This is a genomic window from Streptomyces sp. CAU 1734 (assembly GCF_039888735.1).
In the GTDB taxonomy this organism is placed as follows: Bacteria; Actinomycetota; Actinomycetes; order Streptomycetales; family Streptomycetaceae; genus Streptomyces.
The window spans coordinates 204,412-224,036 of record NZ_JBDQQP010000007.1; the positions used below are offsets into that span (position 1 = coordinate 204,412).

Annotated in this window: 18 protein-coding genes; 12 read left to right on the top strand and 6 right to left on the bottom strand. The window is 74.0% G+C overall.

Annotated features, from left to right (window positions below):
- Positions 1-49: 49 nt before the first annotated feature.
- Together AAFN69_RS15580 and AAFN69_RS15585 are read left to right on the top strand one after the other, a co-directional pair.
- Complete coding sequence (locus tag AAFN69_RS15580) at positions 50-1,897, top strand: hypothetical protein (protein WP_347729088.1); 1,848 nt, start codon at positions 50-52, stop codon at positions 1,895-1,897.
- A 147-nt stretch (positions 1,898-2,044) separates the two neighbouring features.
- Positions 2,045-2,785 (top strand): VOC family protein, encoded by a 741-nt coding sequence (locus tag AAFN69_RS15585; RefSeq protein WP_347729089.1) that lies wholly within the window; start codon positions 2,045-2,047, stop codon positions 2,783-2,785.
- A 16-nt stretch (positions 2,786-2,801) separates the two neighbouring features.
- Here the strand turns inward: AAFN69_RS15585 and AAFN69_RS15590 are convergent, their stop codons facing one another.
- Positions 2,802-3,452, bottom strand: a complete 651-nt coding sequence (locus AAFN69_RS15590) for a helix-turn-helix domain-containing protein (RefSeq protein WP_347729090.1) — start codon at positions 3,450-3,452, stop codon at positions 2,802-2,804.
- Between the two features lie 38 nt (positions 3,453-3,490).
- Between AAFN69_RS15590 and AAFN69_RS15595 the strand changes: the two genes are divergently transcribed.
- The 5 genes from AAFN69_RS15595 (at position 3,491) to AAFN69_RS15615 (ending at position 7,112) form a co-directional block, all read left to right on the top strand.
- Complete coding sequence (locus AAFN69_RS15595) at positions 3,491-4,282, top strand: 2-oxoglutarate/malate transporter (protein WP_347729091.1); 792 nt, start codon at positions 3,491-3,493, stop codon at positions 4,280-4,282.
- Between the two features lie 139 nt (positions 4,283-4,421).
- Positions 4,422-4,913: a hypothetical protein gene (locus tag AAFN69_RS15600; RefSeq protein ID WP_347729092.1), complete on the top strand. Its 492-nt coding sequence runs from the start codon at positions 4,422-4,424 to the stop codon at positions 4,911-4,913.
- On the top strand, positions 4,910-5,272 hold the full coding sequence (locus AAFN69_RS15605; RefSeq protein WP_347729093.1) for a transcriptional regulator: 363 nt from the start codon (positions 4,910-4,912) through the stop codon (positions 5,270-5,272). Before AAFN69_RS15600 ends, AAFN69_RS15605 begins: the two co-directional genes overlap by 4 nt.
- Before the next feature lie 74 nt (positions 5,273-5,346).
- Positions 5,347-6,186, top strand: coding sequence for an ABC transporter ATP-binding protein (locus AAFN69_RS15610; RefSeq protein ID WP_347729277.1), 840 nt, complete (start codon positions 5,347-5,349; stop codon positions 6,184-6,186).
- Positions 6,183-7,112, top strand: a complete 930-nt coding sequence (locus AAFN69_RS15615; RefSeq protein WP_347729094.1) for an ABC transporter permease — start codon at positions 6,183-6,185, stop codon at positions 7,110-7,112. Before AAFN69_RS15610 ends, AAFN69_RS15615 begins: the two co-directional genes overlap by 4 nt.
- Positions 7,113-7,398: 286 nt before the next feature.
- Here AAFN69_RS15615 and AAFN69_RS15620 read toward each other — a convergent pair whose 3' ends face one another.
- Entirely contained in the window at positions 7,399-7,794 is a 396-nt protein-coding gene (locus AAFN69_RS15620; RefSeq protein ID WP_347729095.1) for a DUF5997 family protein, read from the bottom strand.
- A 58-nt stretch (positions 7,795-7,852) separates the two neighbouring features.
- On the opposite strand from AAFN69_RS15620, the gene AAFN69_RS15625 reads away from it, so the two are divergent.
- Positions 7,853-8,650 (top strand): LysR family substrate-binding domain-containing protein, encoded by a 798-nt coding sequence (locus tag AAFN69_RS15625; protein ID WP_347729096.1) that lies wholly within the window; start codon positions 7,853-7,855, stop codon positions 8,648-8,650.
- 21 nt (positions 8,651-8,671) lie between these two features.
- Here AAFN69_RS15625 and AAFN69_RS15630 read toward each other — a convergent pair whose 3' ends face one another.
- Entirely contained in the window at positions 8,672-9,859 is a 1,188-nt protein-coding gene (locus AAFN69_RS15630; RefSeq protein ID WP_347729278.1) for a serine hydrolase domain-containing protein, read from the bottom strand.
- A gap of 270 nt (positions 9,860-10,129) precedes the next feature.
- On the opposite strand from AAFN69_RS15630, the gene AAFN69_RS15635 reads away from it, so the two are divergent.
- The 3 genes from AAFN69_RS15635 (at position 10,130) to AAFN69_RS15645 (ending at position 14,177) form a co-directional block, all read left to right on the top strand.
- The gene (locus tag AAFN69_RS15635) at positions 10,130-10,867 is read left to right on the top strand and encodes a class I SAM-dependent methyltransferase (RefSeq protein WP_347729097.1); all 738 of its coding nucleotides are present in this window, start codon (positions 10,130-10,132) and stop codon (positions 10,865-10,867) included.
- A gap of 442 nt (positions 10,868-11,309) precedes the next feature.
- Positions 11,310-12,560, top strand: a complete 1,251-nt coding sequence (locus AAFN69_RS15640) for an MAB_1171c family putative transporter (protein WP_347729098.1) — start codon at positions 11,310-11,312, stop codon at positions 12,558-12,560.
- Positions 12,561-12,710: 150 nt separating this feature from the next.
- Complete coding sequence (locus AAFN69_RS15645) at positions 12,711-14,177, top strand: FAD-dependent oxidoreductase (protein ID WP_347729099.1); 1,467 nt, start codon at positions 12,711-12,713, stop codon at positions 14,175-14,177.
- Positions 14,178-14,272: 95 nt separating this feature from the next.
- Here AAFN69_RS15645 and AAFN69_RS15650 read toward each other — a convergent pair whose 3' ends face one another.
- Positions 14,273-16,492, bottom strand: coding sequence for an NADP-dependent isocitrate dehydrogenase (locus tag AAFN69_RS15650; protein WP_347729100.1), 2,220 nt, complete (start codon positions 16,490-16,492; stop codon positions 14,273-14,275).
- A 220-nt stretch (positions 16,493-16,712) separates the two neighbouring features.
- Here AAFN69_RS15650 and AAFN69_RS15655 point away from each other — a divergent pair, with 220 nt between their 5' ends.
- Positions 16,713-17,168, top strand: a complete 456-nt coding sequence (locus AAFN69_RS15655) for a carboxymuconolactone decarboxylase family protein (RefSeq protein ID WP_347729101.1) — start codon at positions 16,713-16,715, stop codon at positions 17,166-17,168.
- Positions 17,169-17,414: 246 nt separating this feature from the next.
- Here AAFN69_RS15655 and AAFN69_RS15660 read toward each other — a convergent pair whose 3' ends face one another.
- Together AAFN69_RS15660 and AAFN69_RS15665 are read right to left on the bottom strand one after the other, a co-directional pair.
- The gene (locus AAFN69_RS15660) at positions 17,415-17,996 is read right to left on the bottom strand and encodes a histidine phosphatase family protein (protein WP_347729102.1); all 582 of its coding nucleotides are present in this window, start codon (positions 17,994-17,996) and stop codon (positions 17,415-17,417) included.
- 182 nt (positions 17,997-18,178) lie between these two features.
- Positions 18,179-19,591, bottom strand: coding sequence for a DUF4241 domain-containing protein (locus tag AAFN69_RS15665; protein ID WP_347729103.1), 1,413 nt, complete (start codon positions 19,589-19,591; stop codon positions 18,179-18,181).
- Positions 19,592-19,625: the final 34 nt, after the last annotated feature.

The following is a 19,625-nucleotide window of genomic DNA, read 5'->3' on the forward strand; positions in this document are numbered from 1 at the left end:
CGGCGGTGCGATGATCGGGGCCGGCGGGGTTTCGGACGGAGGGGGGACCGTGGGCGCCGGGGAGACCGTGGGCGCGGAATTCGGGGAACTCGGAGAACTTGTCGCCGGGATGCCGGACGCCGCCCGGGGCGCACCGGCCGAACTGGCGGCGGCGCGGGCCCGGGAGGTGCTCGACGGGGCGGACCGGGGCCGGGCCGTCCGGCTGCTCGCCCTGCTGGCCGCGCATGTCGAGAACTCCCCGCCCGGGCCCGCCGGCCGCGCCGCCTTCGCCGCCCTCGGGCCGGCACTGCCGCGCCTCGTCGGGGATCCCCGCCCGGGCGTGCGCACCATGGCGGCATGGCTGCTCGGGGCACTCGGCCCCGGCGATGACGCCGTCGTGACGGCCGGGACGGTGGCCGCCCTGCGGTCGGGGCTCGCCGCCGACGCGGATCCGAGCGCGCGAGCGTCCCGGCTGCGCGCGCTCGCCGCCCTGGCGCCGTACGACCTCTCGGACGATCCCGGCCACGGGGAACTGCGCCACCCGGCCGCCCTGGTCCGGCTCGCCGCGGCGGAGCGTGTGGCCCGGCACCGGGCGGCGTCGCCGGAGTCCCCGCCGTGGCCGGCCGGCTTCGGCGCGGTCGTCGGCCGGGCCCTCGCGGAGGCGCGGGAGCAGACCTGGCCGCGCCCGCCGTGGCGCGCGGACCGGCGGGACGAGACACGGACGTGGGTACGGCGCCTGGCCGGCCGGCCGGCCGAAGCCGCCGCGCTGGTCGCGGCGGTGACTCCGCCGCCGCCCGCGCCCGTCCCGGACTGCGCGGTGCGCGCGGCCCACGCCTGGCTGTCGGCGCGCCGGGACGCGCCCGGGGATCTCTGGCGGACCGTCGTCGACGGCCTGTGGACGGGCGGCGCGACGGCCGACACCGCCGCGTGGGCCCTCCGGGGTGCCGGATCCGCCGTCGCCCCGCACGCCGACCGCCTGGTGGAGTGGCTGCGGGAGACGGAATCCGGCGATGCCCGCGCGGGGGTGGTCACCGCTCTGATCGGTGCCGGTGACCGGCGGGCGCTGCGGTGGCTCCCGGAGAGGTGGTTCCGGACCTGGCCGGCCGCGGTCACCGTGCCTGCGGCATGGGCTCACGAGGTACTGCCCGGCGCCGTCGCGCGGCTCCGTGAGTTCCGCCCCGACGACCTGGATCTGCCGCCCCTGCTCCGTGCCCTGGCCGCCTGGGGCCCGGCCGCGGCCCCGGCCCTCCCCGGGCTGTCGCCGAAACTCTCCGGGCCCTGGGCGTGGGAGGTGGTCACCGTGCTCGGCCGGATCGGCCCCCCGGCCGGAGGGACGGCCCGCACGCTCCGGGCGTTCGCCCTCGGGACCCACCGCCCGCCCCGCCACGGGGGTGGCACACCCGGCCCCGGGGTGCCGTGGGCGGGGGCCCCGACGGCGGCCTGGGCGCACTGGCGCGTCACCGGCGACCCGGAACCCGCCCTCACGGTGCTGGGCGCGGCCGTGCGGCGGGGGGCGGGCGGGCCGCTCCACCTGCTCGCCGAACTCGGCCCGGCGGCCCGGGTCCACGCGGACGCCGTACGCGAGGTCCTGCGCCGGTCACGTACGGCCCCGGGCTCCTTCGGTCCGCGGACCAGGACACACGCGGCCGAGGCGTGGTGGCGGCTGACCGGCGACCCGGCCGAAGCGGTCCCCGCCCTGCTGGACGCCGTCTCCCCGGAGGGGCTCCGCGACCCGTGGGTCCCCTCACTCCGCTCGGTGGAACTGCTGGGCGAGATCGGCGGGCCCGCCGCACCCGCGCTGCCGGCCCTGGCCGCGCTGCTCGCCTCGCCGTGGCGGCACGGCGGCGATGTGGGGTCGGACGAGGCGCTGCGTGACGCCGCGAGCGGGGCCGTCGCCCGTATCGGGGGAACCGGCTGAGGCCGGAGGGCGTACGAGGAGGGGTCGGCGGGTCGGGACGGGCGCCTCGGCGGGGAGGGCGGCCGGTCCCGGTCACCGGTCCGGCCCCTCCGGCGGGGCCGGAAAAATACGGACGCCGCCGGGAGGCGGCTGCTTAGGATCGTCCGTATGGCGCTGCGACCTGTCCAGGTGAACATCAAGGCTCTCGACGCACCGGCGATCGGCCGCTTCTGGGCGGCGGCGCTCGGCTGGAGTGCGCACAGTCCGGGCGTCACCACCTATGTCGGCCCCGCCGGCGATCTCGTCTGGCCCGACCCGGTGACCGTCGGCATCGACGTGGTTCCCGTACCGGAGGCCGGGACGGCGGTGAAGAACCGTGTGCATCTCGATCTCGCCACCACCTCGGCGGAGCATCAGGCGGAGCTGATCGAGCGTCTGCTGGCTCTCGGCGCGACACCCGCCGATGTGGGTCAGGGCGAGGTGCCGTGGACGGTTCTGGCCGACCCGGAGGGCAACGAATTCTGTGTGCTGGAGCCCCGGGAGGTCTACCGGGACACCGGGCCGATCGCCGCGGTGGTGGTCGACTGCGCGGATCCGCGGGCCATGGCCCGGTTCTGGGGTGCGGCGATCGACTGGACGCGGCACGAGGTGACCGGTGATCACGCGGTGCTGCGCTCCGCCGGGAACACCGGCCCGTATCTCGAATTCCTCCGCACGCCCGGCGGGAAGACCGTGCCGGACCGCGTCCATCTCGATCTGCTGCCGTACCCCGGCGACGACCGGGCGGCGGAGGTGGCCCGGCTGCGGGCGCTCGGCGCCGCCGATCTCGACATCGGCCAGGGCGACGTGCCGTGGACCTGCCTGACCGATCCGGAGGGGCACGAATTCTGCGTACTCGCCCTGTCCTGAGACCGGGCCCGGCGCCTCACCGAAGGTCCGGCAGGCGGGCTCGGTTCAGCAGTTCGCGGACGAGTGTCCCGCTCCACCACCGCTCGACCCGACCGGGCTCCCAGCCCCGCTCGCCGGTCAGGGTGGTGAAGACGTCGATGGAGCAGATCGCGGCATAGATGTCGACGGCGGACTCCATGTCCAGTCCCTGCCGCAGCACACCGGGCGGCCAGGACGAGAAGATCCGTATCCGGGTCCGGTCGCCGCGCTCGCGGCCGTCGGGGTAGGCGGTCGCCAGATCGGCCTCGGTGCGGCCCGCCTCGCGCATCAGGGTGATGACATCACCGGCCCGCTCGAAGAGCCGCCGGTCATAGGCGGCCATCGCCGCGAGTTGCCGAGCGGGGGTCGCGCCCGGGGCGTCCAGCTCTTCGAGCATCCTCGGGATGTCGGCGGAGAGGTCGGCGGCGTCCGCCAGCGCCCGCGCCAGCCCCGTCTTGTTGCCGTACACCGCGTACACCGTCGGCACGGAGACTCCCGCCCGGGCGGCCACGTCCCGGATGGTCGTCGCCGCCCAGCCCCGGTCCACGAAGAGCTGCCGCGCGGCGCGGGCGATCTCCTCGCGGGTGCGCCGCGCCTGCGCCGTGCGGCGTGACGAGTCGTAGCCGCGCCGTTCCCGGTCATCGCTCATGATTGCCTCTTTCGCTTGACGCCGCCTACATTGAATAGATGTTATCCATAGCGAAATCTTCGCGCGGCTTCTCCGCGATCTGCGGCGTCGCGGCCCTCGGCTTCGCCCTGACCATCGTCCTCAGCAACGCGCTGCTGGTACCCGCCGGACTGCCGGCGACCGGCGCGGGGCCCGGCGAGGTTCACGCGTTCTTCCGGACCGAGGACGGCGCGCTCGGCGCGGGTTCCGCGCTCACACCGCTCGCCTGGGTGCTGGCCACGCTGTTCGGAGCCGGTGCCGTCGCGGCGCTGCGGCCGTCCGAGCGCGGCCGGTCCGAGGCGTGGTCCCTGGTCGGATTCGCCGGGCTGCTGCTCCAGAACGCGGCCTTCGCCGGGGTCGTCGCGATCCGTCTCGCACTCGGCGCCGCGGCCGGACAGGGCGATCGGCCGGCGGCCGGCCTCTGGGCGCTGCACGAGGCGCTGTTCACCCTGAACGGCACCTTTCTGGCGCTCGCCCTGCTCGGGCTCTCCGTCGCGGGCCTGCGGGCCGGGCTGATCCGGCCATGGCACGGCGGGCTGGGCCTGCTGTCGGCCGCGCTGCTGTTCGGCTCGGCCGTTCTCGCCCCGTGGATCGTCGGGAGCGGTGGCCCGCTCGGGCTGCTGGGGCTCACCGGCTGGCTGATGTGGGTGGTCTGGGTCGCGGCCTACGGTGTGGCCCTGATCCGCCCGGCACGGCACCACCCTTCCGCCGGGGAGACGAAGGGGTGCGCCGACCGGCCCCGGACGGCCGACCGGCCGGGCGGCAGGGGCGGACGCCCGGGCACCCGCCACACCGCCCCGGGCACCGCCTGACCGCCCGGCCGCGGCTCCGGGGCCGCGCCACGCCGGCACGGCCCCGGGGCGGGCGGGCCGGGGCGGTTGACTTGCCTGCCAGGAAAGTCAGGGGTAACTTTCCCAGTAGGAAAGTCAAAGGCGTCGGAAGGGTACGGCCGTGAGCACATCGGTGAACGCCGAGCAGGCGTGGCGGGATTTGCAGCGCATCCGGGTGCCACAGGAGCGGGTGTACGACGAGGTCGAGCGGAGCGCGTCGGGCGGGCGCGGGGCGGCGTACGCCACGGCCGCGCTCATGTGGCTCTTCCTGGCCGGCCTCGGCCTGGACCTCCCCCGCTGGGCCGTCCTGGCGGCCGTCGCCGGATACGCCGCCCTGCTCGGCGCGGTGGCCGTGGCGCACAGCCGAGGCAGCCGGGTACGGCTGCACCGCTCCCGCTGCGACGGGCGGATGCTCGCCGCGTTCGCCGCCGTGGCGGTGGCGACCGGCGGGACCGCCCTGCTGTCCGGGCCCCTGACCGGGGCACTGGAGCCGATGCCCGCCGCCCTGATCCGGGCCACGGCGACGGCGGCGGTGTTCCTGCTGTCCGCCGGGCCGGTGAACCGCTGGGCGACCGGATCCCTGCGCGCCCGGGGCGATCGGGCGGGCCGATGAGCACCCCCGCCGGCTTCGACGAACTGATCCATCCCGCCACCCGGCTCTCGCTGGTCGCCCTGCTCGCCACCGCCGAATGGGCCGACTTCGCCTTCGTCCGCGACAGCCTCTCGCTCAGCGACTCCGCACTCTCCAAACAGCTCCACACCCTGGAGCAGGCCGGATATCTGGAGCTCCACAAGGAGGGCGGCGGCCGCAAGCGGCGTACAAGGGTGCGGCTGACGGACCTCGGCCGCGCCGCCTTCGACGGGCATGTGGCAGCGCTCCGCGCCATCGTCGAGGGCGCCGTGCCCGCGGCGGCGGAGACGGCCCCCGCCGGGGCGCCGCCACAGCGGAAACAGCCCGCGGAGGCGGGATGACCACCGCATCCACCGGGACGGACGGGCGAACCGCTCCCGGCGATCGCCCGGTGATACGTGCCCGCGGTCTGGCCATGGCGTACGGCGGGGTCGACGTCCTCCACGGCATCGATCTGGACATCCACCGCGGCGAGGTCTTCGCGCTGCTCGGCCCCAACGGTGCCGGGAAGACCACCACCGTCGAGATCCTGGAGGGCTTCCGCCGGCGCTCCGCCGGGGAGGTCCGCGTTCTCGGCGCGGACCCGGAGCGGGGCGACGACGCCTGGCGCGGCCGTATCGGGCTGGTCCTTCAGTCCTGGCGCGACCACGGCCGCTGGCGGGCCGGTGAGCTGGTGGCGCACTTCGCGGCGTACCACCCCGATCCGCGCGATCCGGCCGAACTGCTCGCCCTGGTCGGCCTCGGCGATCAGGCCGGCCTGCGGGTGGACCGGCTGTCCGGCGGGCAGCGGCGGCGGCTGGATGTCGCGCTCGGCATCATCGGCCGTCCCGAGCTTCTCTTCCTGGACGAGCCGACCACCGGTTTCGACCCGAGGGCCCGGCACGACTTCCATCTCCTGGTCGAACGGCTGGCCCGCGACGAAGGCGTCACCGTACTGCTGACCACGCACGACCTGGCGGAGGCCGAACGGCTCGCCGACCGGATCGGCATGCTGGTCGCCGGGCGGATCCGGGCCTGCGGCACCCCCGCGGAGCTGGCCCGGCGGGCCGCCGCGCGGGCCGAGGTCCGCTGGACGGCCGCCGACGGGACGGTTCACCGCGAGCGCTCCGCGGACCCCTCGCGGCTGGTCTGGGAACTCCACCGGGACGCGGACGGGCCGGTCGACGGCCTGGAGGTCCGCCGCCCGACGCTGGAGGACACCTATCTGCACATGGTGCACCGGGAGAGCGACGACACGGAGGCACTGGCCGGATGAGCGTCCAGACAACGGAGACAGCGCGAACAACACGGGCGACGGGGAAATCGGCTGCCCGGAATGTCCGCCGCCACTGGCGTACCGGAGCCCTCCGGGGCGGTGTCGAGCTGCGGCATCTCCTGCGCAATCCCCGGGAGATGTCCGGCCATCTGACCAATGTGGCCGTCGCGCTGCTGATCGCCGCCCATGTCGGCGGCGGCGTACCCGGCACCGATACGCCGGCGGCCCATCCGGTGATCGCGGGGTTCGCCGCCTGGCTGCTGTTCCAGATCGGGCTCATCAACCTCCCGCAGATGCTCGTGACCGAGCGGGAGGAGGGCGTACTGCTGCGGATGCGCGCCACACCGGGCGGGATACCGGCCCTCCTGATCGCCAAGTCCCTGCTGGTGACCGTCACCGCGGCCGGCACCCTGGCCCTGCTGCTGGCAGCCGCGGCGCTGGTGGTGGACGGGCCGCTGCCGCAGGGGCCGGGCGGCTGGCTGACGCTGCTCTGGGTCACCGTGCTCGGGCTGCTCGCCGTGGTCCCGCTGGGCGCGGCCATCGGTGCCGTACTGCCCAACCCGCGCGAGGCGCTGGCCTTGATCATGCTGCCCGCGATCGGGCTGCTGATCGCCTCCGGCACGGTCTTCCCGGCCACCTCGCTGCCCCTGCCGGTCCAGCGGGCGGCCGCGGTCTTCCCGCTCAAGTGGACCGCGCAGGGCCTGCGCTCGGCCCTGCTGCCGGACAGCGCGCGGGCCGCCGAGGCGGCCGGCTCCTGGGAGCTGCCCACGGTCGCCCTGGTGCTGACCGCCTGGGCGGTGCTCGGCTTCCTGCTCGCGATACCCCTGCTGCGCCGCGCCGCCCGCCGCGAGTCCGGCTCCCGGCTGGCCGCCCGCCTGCACAGGGCGGAACGGAGCGGGGCGGGACCCGCACAGCCGGGCGGGTGAGGGGAACCGGCGGATACCGGGGAGCCCGGGGAGCCCGGGGCCGTACCTCCCGCCGGGAGCGCGCGGGCCCGCGCACACCACCGCGAGCACGTGCGAAGGCTCACACGGAACGACGCCGCCGGCGATCCCCTCCGCCCGGATCGGGCGGGGATCGCCGGCGGCGTCGTTCATCGGTGCCGGGTGCCGGCGGCTGCCGGAAACCGGTCCGGGAGAGCATTCGGCGGCTCGCTCCCACCGCCGTCACCGCGGGGCGGGCCCGGCCGCCGGCCGGTGGGGAGAGGGCGGGTCAGGAATCCGGACGGGCCTGGCGCTCCGCGTTCCGCTCCTTGATACGGACCGTTTCCTTCCGGACCTCGGCCTGGGTGGCGCGCTCCTTCTGGAGCCACTCGGGGCTCTCCTGCTTCAGCGCGTCGATCTGCTCGGTGGTGAGCGCCTCGGTGACTCCGCCGCGGGCGAGACCCGCGATGGAGACGCCCAGCTTGGCCGCGACCACCGGCCGGGGGTGCGGGCCGTTGCGCCGCAGTTCCTGCAGCCACTCGGGCGGGTCGGACTGCAGCGCACTCAGCTCACTGCGCGAGACGACGCCCTCCTGGAACTCGGCGGGGGTGGCCTCGAGGTACACACCCAGCTTCTTCGCCGCGGTCGCGGGCTTCATCGTCTGGGTGGTCTGGTGCGACTTCATGAGGTCAAGGATATAGAGCGTGTGCGATCCCGCTGACCACGACCGGTAACCTGGCGGAGTGACAGGCTCGGAAGTATCCCCTTCGTTCCGGCTCGCTTATGTCCCGGGGGTGACGCCCACGAAGTGGGTGCGGATCTGGAACGAGCGGCTGCCCGGCGTCCCGCTGACCCTTGTTCCCGTCTCCGCCGCCGAGGCACCCGGTCTCCTGCGGGACCGGGGCGCGGACGCCGGCTTCGTACGGCTGCCGATCGACCGGACGGACCTCAGCGCGATCCCCCTCTACACCGAGACGACGGTGGTGGTGGTCCCCAAGGATCACCTGGTGGCGGCGGTCGACGAGGTCTCCGCCGGGGATCTGGCCGAGGAGATCGTGCTCCATCCGCTCGACGACACCCTCGACTGGGAGGTGCGCCCCGGGCTGCCCGCCGCGGAGCGTCCCGCCACCACGGCGGACGCCGTGGAGCTGGTGGCGGCGGGGATCGGGGTGCTGGTGGTTCCGCAGTCGCTCGCCCGGCTGCACCACCGCAAGGACCTCACCTACCGCACGGTCACGGACGCTCCCGCCTCGCGCGTCGCGCTGTCGTGGCCGGAGGAGGAGACCACCGACCTGGTGGATCAGTTCATCGGGATCGTGCGCGGGCGTACGGTCAACAGCTCGCGGGGACGTGCGCCGGCCGCCGCCGAGGCGCCCGCCCGGCAGAAGAAGAGCAAGCGCCCCGAGTCCGGCGGCGCGCGGCACAAGCCAGCGGCGGGCGGTTCGGGCGGCAAGCCGCCCCGCGCCGGTTCCGGCGGAGCCAGGGGCGGCAAGGGTGCCAAGGGCGGGAGCAAGGGCGGCAAGCCCCGCCGCCGCCCCTGACGCCCGCGCCCTCGGACACGGTCAGGACGACGGCGACTCACTGCTCGAACGGGTCGCAGTCACCGGCAGGTTGTACACATGGCCGGGGCTCACGATGCGGGTGATCGCCTCCCCGAAGAGGGTGCTGGGCTCCGCCTGGTCGTGGACGATGTCCGTGTTGAGGAGGACGACCATGGTCGCCCGCGCCTCCGGCAGATAGACCGTCAGCGACTCGTACCCGGGCAGTGAGCCGTTGTGGCCGATCCAGCCCTGCACATTGAAGATGCCCAGGCCGTATCCGGCGCCCGGAATGGTGGTCGGGGCGATGTCGAGACGCTCGGCCTGGGTCTCCGGGGTCAGCAGGGTGCCGGTGGCCAGGGTCCGGGCCCAGCTTCGCAGATCCTGGAGGTCGGAGATCATCGCCCCGGCGGCCCAGCCCCAGGAGGGGTTCCAGTCCGTGGCGTCCTCGATGTCGCCGGAGGCGGTCTGGTTGGTGTAGCCATGGGCATGCGGGCTGGGGAATTCGGCGCCGGTCGGGAAGACGGTGTTGGTCAGTCCGGCCGGTTCCAGGACATTCCGCTCGATGAATTCGTTCAGCGGCATTTCGCCGGCCTTCTCCACGACGAGTCCCAGCAGGATGAGATTGGTGTTGCTGTACTCGAACTCCGCGCCGGGCGCGAACTGCACCGGGTGCGAGAAGGAGTAGTCCAGCAGCTCCTGCGGGGTGAAGGGCCGGTCCGGGTCGGAGGTGAACGCCTTGAAGAAGCCCTCGTCCATCGAGTAGTTGAAGAGCCCGCTCCGCATCCCCGCCAGTTCGCGCAGGGTGATCCGGTCCCCGTTGGGGACGTCGTCGATGTACTTCCCGATGGGATCGTCCAGCCCCACCTTGTCCTGGTCGACCAGTTCGAGCAGGGCGGTCACGGTGAAGGTCTTGGTCTCGCTGCCGATCCGCATGTTGAGGTCGGGCTCCATGGGCGCGCCGGTCGCCTTGTCGGCGACGCCGAAGGACCGTACGTAACTCCCCTTCCCCGGCGCCCAGAGGCCGACGGTCACCCCGGGCACCGAGGCTTCGCGCATGACCTTCCGGATCGCCGCGTCCAGACGCGCGGTGACGGCCGGGCTCAGGTCGGCGAACGCGCCGTCCGCCGAGGGGGACGGATCCGCCATGGCGGAGAAGGGGATCTCCGGGGCGGGCGGACTCGCGTACGCGGTCCCCGGGACGATCAGCATTCCGGCGGCGGCCAGACTCACGCACGCCCTGCGCAAACGCAATGGTGAGTACCCCACGGCAGACTCCTGCCATTCGAGGACGACACTTCCTCCCCAGGCTAGGCCCGCCCCGGCGGCCCCGCATCGCGGCACCCGCGCGCCCGGCCGGCGCCCTCGGGGACGGGGCCCGGCGGTGCCGGAAACCGGGTGTGCCCGCTGTCACCGTCGTCATCGGGCCGCTCGGCCGGAATTCAGTGGTCGGCCGGGATCGCCCCTGGCTACGCTCCGCCAATGCCGCAGCATTCCGAGTTCAGCGATCACCGTCTTGCCGTCGCGTATGACGCCGAGTGCCGCTGGGCGCGGGACGACGACTTCTTCCTCTCGGTCGTCTCCGAGACACCCGGCGCCCGGGTGCTCGATCTGGGCTGTGGCACGGGCCGGCTCGCGCTCGGCATGGCGGCGGCCGGGCACACGGTGACCGGGGTCGATCCGGACCGCGCCGCGCTGGCCGCCGCCCGCGCCAAACCGGGTGCGGAGCGGGTGACCTGGGTGGCGGGCACCGCCTCCGTGCTGCCGGACGCGTCGTTCGACGTGGCGGTGATGACCAGTCATGTGGCGCAGTACTTCACCGGGGACGACGACTGGGCGGAGACCCTCGCCGATCTGCGGCGCGCTCTCGTGCCGGGCGGCCGGATCGCCTTCGACAGCCGCGACCCGCGGGCGCGCGGCTGGGAGCGGTGGAATCCGATCGACTCGCGCCGCCGGATCGAGCTGCCGGACGGCTGTGTGGTCACCAGATGGTTCGAGGTGACCTCGGTCCGGGACGGCTCCGTCGGCTTCACCAGCCATATCGGCTATCCGAGCGGTGAGGTGCTGTCGAGCCCGGCGGTCCTCCGTTTCCGTACCGGGGACGAGCTCCGCGCGTCGCTGCTGAGCGCCGGTTTCACGGTGGAGCGGATGTACGGGGGCTGGGACCGCGAACCGGTGGGCGCGGGCGACGGCGAACTGGTGGTGATCGCGCACACCTGAGCCGTACGCCGGCGCCGTACACCTCGGTCGTACACCTCGGCCGCGCACCTCGGTCGTACACCTCGGCCGAACCGCGCACCCGAACCGCGCACCTCGGCCGAACCGCACCCGGCCGGTCCTCCGGGAGCGGTGACGGGCGGGAGCCGGGGCGTTACTGTTCCGCCTACCGGACGACGGCGCGGGGGGAAGCCGGCGCCGGCCCGGGAGGCACGGCGGGGCACGGCGGTCTCCCCGTGCCCGGCGGGGCAGCGCACACGGGGAGAAGAGTGTTCGGAGAGCTGAACAGACGGCAGTGGACCGGGGGTTGGGACGAGGGCGGGGGCGGGCGCGCCGTGACGGCGATGCCGCCGGGGCCGGGCCGGAGCGCCGGCCGCGCCCGCCGGGAAGCATGCCCGCCGGGGGCCGGCCCGGGGCACGGCCACCGAGGGACGCGTGACTGAGCGTGTCCGACTTCAGCTTCTACGGACCCGCCCTGCTCGGCGGGCTCGCCTTTCTGCTCAGGCTGCCCGGCCTGCTGCGCAATCCGCACGATCCGCTGCTGCGCGCCGTGGCCGTCCTGCTCGTCACCGGCTGGGGTGTCTTCTTCTTCGGCGCGATACCGACCATAGCCAAGGTCAATGAGCTGACCGGTGTCCCCAACTTCTCCGCCCCGCTGGTCTATACGATCCTCACCGCCTTCAGCGGTTCCTGCATCGTCCTGATCATCAACTGGCGGGGCGGTCCGCCCCGGCGGATCCGGCGGGCGACCCGCTGGTGCATCGGGATCTATTCCCTCGTCGGTGTCGCCCTGTGCGTGCTGTTCGCCCTCGGGGAGGCGCCCGCGGAGCGGCTGCGGGATCTGGACACGTACTACGCGAACACCCCGTACATCCGCGAGATGATCGTGCTCTATCTGGTGACGCACACCGTGTCCGCGATCATCATGACCGCGCTCTGCCACCGGTGGTCACGCGATGTCAGCGGAGTGCTGCGGACCGGTCTGGTGCTGATGGTCTCCGGATATCTGCTCACCCTCGTCTACGACATCTGCAAGTTCGCCGCCGTCGGCGCCCGCTGGGCGGGCGGGGACTGGGACGAGCTGAGTACGGACGTGGCCCGGCCGCTGGCCTCCGCGGCCTCGCTCTTCATCGCCACCGGGCTGGGGCTGCCGCTCGTCGTCCAGCGGCTGGAGGGCCCCTGGCGGAGCTGGTCCCGCTATCGGGAGCTGGGCCCGCTGTGGCGCCTGCTGAGCGGACTGACGGCGGGCCGGAGCAATCTGCGGATGTCCCCCCTCTCCTCGGTGGGCGTCCGGCTGCTCCAGCGGGAATCCGACATCCACGACGGGCTCCTCGCCCTCAACCCCCACTTCGATCCGGAGGTCAGAGCGGCGGCGCTCGCCGCGGCCCTCGCCGCCGGGGCCTCCCCCGAGGACGCCTCGGCGCGGGCCGAGGCGGCCATGGTCGTCGCGGCGCTCGAAGCACTCGCGGCCGATCCCGGACAGCACCCGACCGGTCCGGACACCGCGATGCGCCCGGGCACCAGCGGGCACGCCTCCTGTGACCGGGATCTGGTGCGCATGTCCCGCGCGCTGTCGGACCCGCCCCGGCGGCCGGCGGGCAGGCGGTCCGCCGGCCGGCTCTCGCTGGGCCGGTTTCCCGCCGGGCGGCGGGGCGCGGGGAAGCCGGGCACGGGGCGACCCACCGTCAGGCCGTAGCCGTACCACGCCCGTTGGCGGCCGGGTGCCGCAGGTCACCTCTCTCCCGGCACCCGGTGATTGCTTCAATGAGGTCCGAACCGGGACAGTTCCCTCCCTGTCCGTCGCCGAAGTGGACCGCCCCAGGGCGGCCTGGCAGAGAGCAGTCACATGAGCGACCCCAAGAGAATCCACCGAGGCACACAGGGACGGCGAGCTGTCGTTCTCGGCGGCGGCCTGGCCGGGATGCTGGCAGCCGCCGCGCTGCGCGGCCTGGCCGACGACATACGCGTGGTGGAGAACGACGAACTGCCGGAGAGTCCCGCTCCCCGGAGGGGACTCCCCCAGGCGGGCCATCTGCACATGATGTGGAGCGGCGGTGTCCACGCGGCGGAGCGGCTGCTCCCCGGGGTCACGGAGAGCTGGCTGGCGGCGGGGGCGCGGCGGATCCCGATCCCGACCGGGATGGTCGGCTTCTCCTCACAGGGCTGGTTCCGGCGCTGGCAGCGGGAGACGCACTTCCTGATCGCGTGCAGCCGGGATCTGCTGGACTCCGTCGTGCGGGAGCTGGTCCTGGCCGACCACCGGGTGCGGGTCCTGCCCCGCACCCGGGCCGAGGGACTGGTGGGCACCGCGTCGCGGGTCACCGGAGTGCGGGTGCGGGAGGCCGGCGGCCGGGTGCGCGTCCTGGAGGCCGATCTGGTGATCGACGCGACCGGGCGCGGCTCCCGGGCGCCCCGGTACCTGGCGGAACTGGGGGTCACTCCCCCGCCCGAGCGGACCGTCGATCCCGGCATGGTCTACGCGAGCCGGGTCTTCCGGGCCCCGGAGGGGGCGGACGAGTTCCCCGTGCTGACGGTGCAGGCGGACGCGCGGAGCGGCCGGCCGGGGCAGAACGCGACGCTGCTGCCGATCGAGGGCGACCGCTGGCTGGTGACGGCGACCGGGACGCGGGGCGGCGAACCGACCGGCCGCGCGGAGGACTTCGCGGCGTTCGCCCGGGGGCTGCGGCACCCCTTCATCGGCGATGTGATCAGCGGGCTCGAACCGCTCTCCGATGTGCGGCTCAACCGCAGCACCCGCAACCACCGCCGTTTCTTCGAGCGGATGCGGGAGTGGCCGGAGCGGTTCGTGGTGATCGGCGACGCGGTGGCCTGCTTCAACCCGGTGTACGGACACGGGATGTCCGTCGCGGCGCAGAGCGCGCTCGCGCTGCGGGAACAGGCGACGGCGGGCGGGATCCTCGCACCGCGTTTCGCGCGGCGGGTCCAGGCGGCCGTGGCCCGGCCGGTCTCGGTGGCCTGGGATCTGGCGCTGGGGCAGGACGTCTTCTATCCGGGGGTCGAGGGGGGTGCGCCCACCGTCAGGGACCGGGTGCTGGCCCGGTATGTGGACCGGCTGATCAAGACCTCCACCGGGAGCTTCCTGATGACGCGGGAGTTCACCGATGTCACCTCGCTCCAGTCGCCGCTGAGCAGCCTGGTCGGCCCCCGGGTGCTGCTGGCCGCCGCGGTCGGGCCGCATCATCCGCCGCTGGACGGGCCGCCGCTGACCCGGCGCGAACGGGCTCTCCTCGCGGCGGCGGGCGCGGGGACGCCGGGGGCGGCGGGGGCGGCGACGGCCGCGGAGCTGAGTTAGCGGGGGGGGACGGAACGGCTCGTGCCCCGGTCCGCCGCGGTGCCGGCGGATCGGGGCACGCTCACTCCGATACGGAATCAGTCCCTGCCGGGGCTTCAGCCGAGGGTGGCGATGGCCTGGTTGAACGTCTCCGAGGGACGCATCACGGCCGCGGCCTTCGCCGGGTCGGGCTGGTAGTAGCCGCCGATGTCGGCCGGGGAGCCCTGCACCGCGATCAGCTCGTCGATGATGGTCCCCTCCTGCTCGGCCAGCGTCTTGGCCAGGGCCGCGAACGCCGCGGCGAGCTCGGCGTCCTCGGTCTGCCCCGCCAGCTCCTGCGCCCAGTAGAGCGAGAGGAAGAAGTGGCTGCCGCGGTTGTCGATGCCACCGAGGCGGCGGCTGGGCGACTTGTCCTCGTTGAGGAAGGTCGCCGTCGCCCGGTCCAGGGTGTCCGCGAGCACCTGGGCGCGCGCGTTGCCCGTGGTCTGCGCGAGGTGCTCGAAGCTCACCGCGAGCGCGAGGAACTCACCCAGGCTGTCCCAGCGGAGGTAGTTCTCCTTGACGAGCTGCTGGACGTGCTTGGGCGCGGAGCCGCCGGCGCCGGTCTCGAAGAGTCCGCCGCCGTTCATCAGCGGGACGACCGAGAGCATCTTGGCGCTGGTGCCCAGCTCCAGGATGGGGAAGAGGTCGGTCAGGTAGTCACGGAGGACATTGCCGGTGACGGAGATGGTGTCCTCGCCGCGGCGGATGCGGTCCAGCGAGTACGCGATCGCCTCGACCGGCGACTTGATCTCGATGACCAGGCCCTCGGTGTCGTGCTCCGGCAGGTACGCCCGGACCTTCTCGATCAGGTTGGCGTCGTGCGCGCGGCCCTCGTCGAGCCAGAAGACCGCCGGGACGCCGGTGGCGCGGGCCCGGGTGACGGCCAGCTTCACCCAGTCCTTGATCGGCGCGTCCTTGGTCTGGCACATGCGCCAGATGTCGCCGGCGCCGACCGCGTGCTCCAGCAGGACCGCGCCCGAGCCGTCGGTGACGCGCACGGTGCCGGTGACGGGGATCTCGAAGGTCTTGTCGTGGCTGCCGTACTCCTCGGCCTTCTGCGCCATCAGACCGACGTTGGGCACCGAGCCCATGGTGGACGGGTCGTACGCGCCGTTCGCCCGGCAGTCGTCGATGACGACCTGGTAGATCCCGGCGTAGCTGCTGTCCGGGATGACGGCGAGGGTGTCGGCCTCCCGGCCGTCGGGGCCCCACATGTGACCGGAGGTGCGGATCATCGCCGGCATGGAGGCGTCGACGATGACATCGCTCGGCACATGCAGGTTGGTGATGCCCTTGTCGGAGTCGACCATCGCGAGCGCGGGGCCCTCGGCGAGCTCCGCGTCGAAGGACGCCTTGATCGCCGCGCCCTCCGGCAGGGAGTCCAGACCCTTGAGGATGCCGCCGAGCCCGTCGTTGGGGCTCAGTCCGGCGGCGGCCAGGGTCGCGCCGTGCTCGGCGAACGTCTTCGGGAAGAAGGTGCGCACCACATGACCGAAGATGATCGGGTCGGAGACCTTCATCATCGTGGCCTTGAGGTGGACGGAGAAGAGCACGCCCTCGGCCTTGGCGCGGGCGACCTGCGCGGCCAGGAACTCGCGCAGCGCGGCGACCCGCAGCACGGACGCGTCGACGACCTCGCCCGCGAGGACCGGGACCGACTCGCGCAGCACGGTGGTGCTGCCGTCGTCACCGGTCAGCTCGATGCGCAGCGCTCCGGCCTCGGCGAGGACCGCGGACTTCTCGTTGGAACGGAAGTCGTCGGCGGTCATGTGCGCGACATTGGTCTTGGACTCGGCCGTCCACGCGCCCATGCGGTGCGGGTGGTTCTTGGCGTAGTTCTTGACCGAGGCGGGGGCGCGGCGGTCGGAGTTGCCCTCGCGCAGCACCGGGTTCACGGCGCTGCCCTTGACCTTGTCGTAGCGGGCGCGTACGTCCCGGTCCTGGTCGGTCTTCGGGTCGTCCGGGTACTCCGGCAGCGCGTAGCCCTGCTCCTGAAGCTCGGCGATGGCCGCCTTCAGCTGCGGGATGGACGCCGAGATGTTCGGCAGCTTGATGATGTTCGCGCCGGGAGTCCGGGCCAGCTCGCCCAGCTCGGCGAGGGCGTCCTCGATGCGCTGGTTCTCCTCCAGCCACTCCGGGAAGCCCGCGATGATCCGGCCCGCCAGGGAGATGTCACGGCTCTCGACCTTGATCCCGGCCGTCGAGGCATACGCCTCGACCACGGGCAGGAACGAGTGCGTGGCCAGGGCTGGGGCCTCGTCGGTGTGCGTGTAAATGATGGTCGAGTCAGTCACCGGGTGCTCCGCTCCACGTCTGCAACATTGCTCGACATCAAGATATCCCGTGAGCGGTGCTCTCCCGAAAGGGCCCTCCCCGGGACGGCCGGATTCCGGGTGTCCGGGCCGCTCCGCGCCGTGACCGATCTTTTTTCGCGGGCGCTGTCACATTCCTCCGGCGGGATCCGTCAAGGAGGTGAGAGCAGGCGCCAGCGCACCGATCAACAGGAGAGCAGCCATGCAGGCACGTATGAAGAACCCGGCCCAGATCCTCCCCACCGCCTACCCGGCGCTGCTCCAGCTGCTCGACGCGGCGAAGCGGGGCGGGGTGCCGGAGACCGTGCTCGACCTGGTCCACCAGCGGGCCAGCCAGATCAACGGCTGCGGTCTCTGCGTGGTCGGCGGCGCGGCCCACGCGAAGAAGAACGGCGAGACCGATGAGCGGCTCCACGCGGTGGCCGCCTGGCGCGACGCCCCCTTCTTCACCGACGCCGAGCGGGCGGCGCTCGCGCTCACGGAGGCCGCCACCCGGCTGAGCGACCGCTCGGACGCGGTGCCGGACCATGTCTGGGACGAGGCCGCCGACCACTTCGACGAGAAGCAGCTCGCGGCGATCATTCTCATGGTCGGTGTGACGAATCTCTTCAACCGGCTCAATGTCACCACCCGGCAGCCGGCGGGCCAGACCTGGTAGCCGGGCGGGGCGCCCCGGCGGGGACGGGAGCGGGACCACGAGCGGGACCACGAGCGAAGTGCCCCGGCGGGCATCCCGTCCGCCCGTCCGGCGGTCTCCGCGCCTCCGCCGGGCGAGGACGGGCCCTCCTCTCCCCGGGCGCCGGCCGGGAGCGGCGGCGGGCCACCCGCGAGCCCGGCGGCGGGCCGCCGCCCGGGCGAGGGGTTCTCACCCCGGCCGGAGGGACAACGGGGTGGCGAGCAGGCGTCATGCCCGCGCGGCCGCCCGGAGGCTCAGGCTCCAGCACCCCGCGCCACCGGTCAGGGCCATGGTCGCGAGCGGGCGGACGTCGATGTTCCAGTACGACGACGGCGGCGCCCGGAGCGCGTACACCAGCGCCGCCCGGACCACCGACGGCTCGGCGACCGCGACGACCGAGCCGCCGTCCCCGGCGGGACGGGTGTCCAGCCAGCCCCCGATCCGCCGGATGAAGGCCAGCAGGGACTCACCGCCGTGCGGCGCGGCGCACGGATCGGCGAGCCAGGCATCGACCGCGCGGGGCTCCGCGGCCGTCACCTCGGCCAGGGTGAAGCCGCGCCAGCGGCCCATGTCGCAGGCGCGCAGGGCGGGCTGCGCCATCGGGGCGAAGCCGAGCGCCTGCGCGGTGGTGCGGCTGCGCAGGGTGGGTGAGCAGTAGCGCAGATCGGCGGCGTTCAGCGGGACGAGCGCCGGGGCGGTGAGCTGTATCTCGTGCCAGCCGGCCTGGTCGAGCGGCCGGTCGTCGTCGAAGCGCTCGGCGAGCAGCGGGCAGCTGCGAGCGGCGGCCACCAGCGTGATCCGAACACCCATGGCGCGATACTGAGCGGGCGATCCCTTGCCGGTCAAGAGAGGAAACGATTCTTCCGGAGACTCGTGGACCGCCTGGACAGGCGGTCACCCGGAGTTCCCGCGCGCTTCGGCTCCCGGTCGGCGGACCGCGCGGCCGGGGTCGTCGCACCCCGGCCGCACCGTCCGCCGGCTCGCGGTGCCGGTCAGCCCCCGCCGCCCCGCCGTTCCGCCATGAAGTCGGCGACATCGGCGAGCTGCGCCGCGATGAACTCCGCCGTCGCCCGGGGGTCGGTGAACGGCGCCTCCCTGCGGTCGTCCGCCCAGGCGGGGACGGGCGGCGGGCGGAACGCGGCCGGCTCCACCACGGGCGGCTGCGGCTCGGCGTGGTGGAGCACCAGCATGTCGGCGACGAAACAGGTGACCTCGCCCTCTCCATCGCGGCCGATCCACACCGGGTAACTGCCGTCCCCCATGCCGCTCAGGTAGGCGATGGCATGGGCGCCGCTGCCGGGGTCGGGTATCTCCGTGTACGCGGCCTCCTCGCCGTCCGTCCCCCGGAAGCCGTGATTCGTCATCCACTCCTCGCAGCGCTTGGCGAGCCCGTCACGGCCGGCGGCGTCCACGAAGCAGCCGGTGCCGGTGTCCACGCCGAACCCGAAGAACTCGCCGTCGTCGAGCAGCCGGGCGTCCTGCCCCTGGCGCAGGGCGAGCTCCCAGGTGGCGGTCGGCCGGTCGCGGATCCGCAGCATCGCGGCCGGGGTCTCGCCCTCCCACTCCTCCCCCTCCCACCGCATCGACGCGATGAGCACGGGGTACTCGCCCGGCTCCACGGTGACGGTGAAGGGCTGGTCCCGGTCGTCGGCGGTGCCCGGGTCCACCGCCGTCACCGAGCCGGTGGGCAGCCGGAGCAGCCCGGCCGGGACGGGCTCGGTGATCACCGCGGTCTTGTCGCGGCTGCTGGTGAAACGGCTGCCGGGGGTGAAGAGCGCTTCGAGATGCCGGGGGCGCAGCGGCACCGGAGCGGACCAGCCGGACTCCGGGGCGGGCCCGGCCCTCTCCTCCGGGGCCGGGTCCGGCGCGGGGACCGGGGTCACCGGGCCGTCCGCCGCGTCCGGGCGGAGTACGCGCGGGTCGAGGTACGCGGTCCACGCGCCGAACCCGGCCTTGGCCACCGTGCGGTGCTCGGCCGGGACCTCGGCACCCATGCGGAGCGAACCGGCGGCCTCCAGCTCCCGCCGCGCGCCGCCCCCGGGGTGGACCGTCAGCGTGAACCGCCGGCCGCGCTCGGGGAATTCCGGCTCGGTCGGGGACGTCTGGTGCCACTGCCGGTAGCAGCGCAGATGCAGCCGCCCCGGCTCCAGCTGCCGGTACTCGTACCGGCTGGTCCGCCGGGCCCGCTCGTCGAAGAGGAAGTAGGAGAGGAAGGCCCGCCCCCAGTCGACCTGGAACAGGGCCCTGGGCGCGCCGCCGGAGGAGAGCAGCACGGCGTACGGCTCACCCGACGCGTCCCGGCGGCGCGCCTCCGCCTCCGCCAGCGGGGCGATGGCGGCGCGGGCCCCCGGGTCCCAGCCCTCGCAGTACCGCACCTCGACAACTCCGTTGTGCCCAGCCGCCATTGACCGTCCTCCCGTACGTGTCCGGACATCTCTC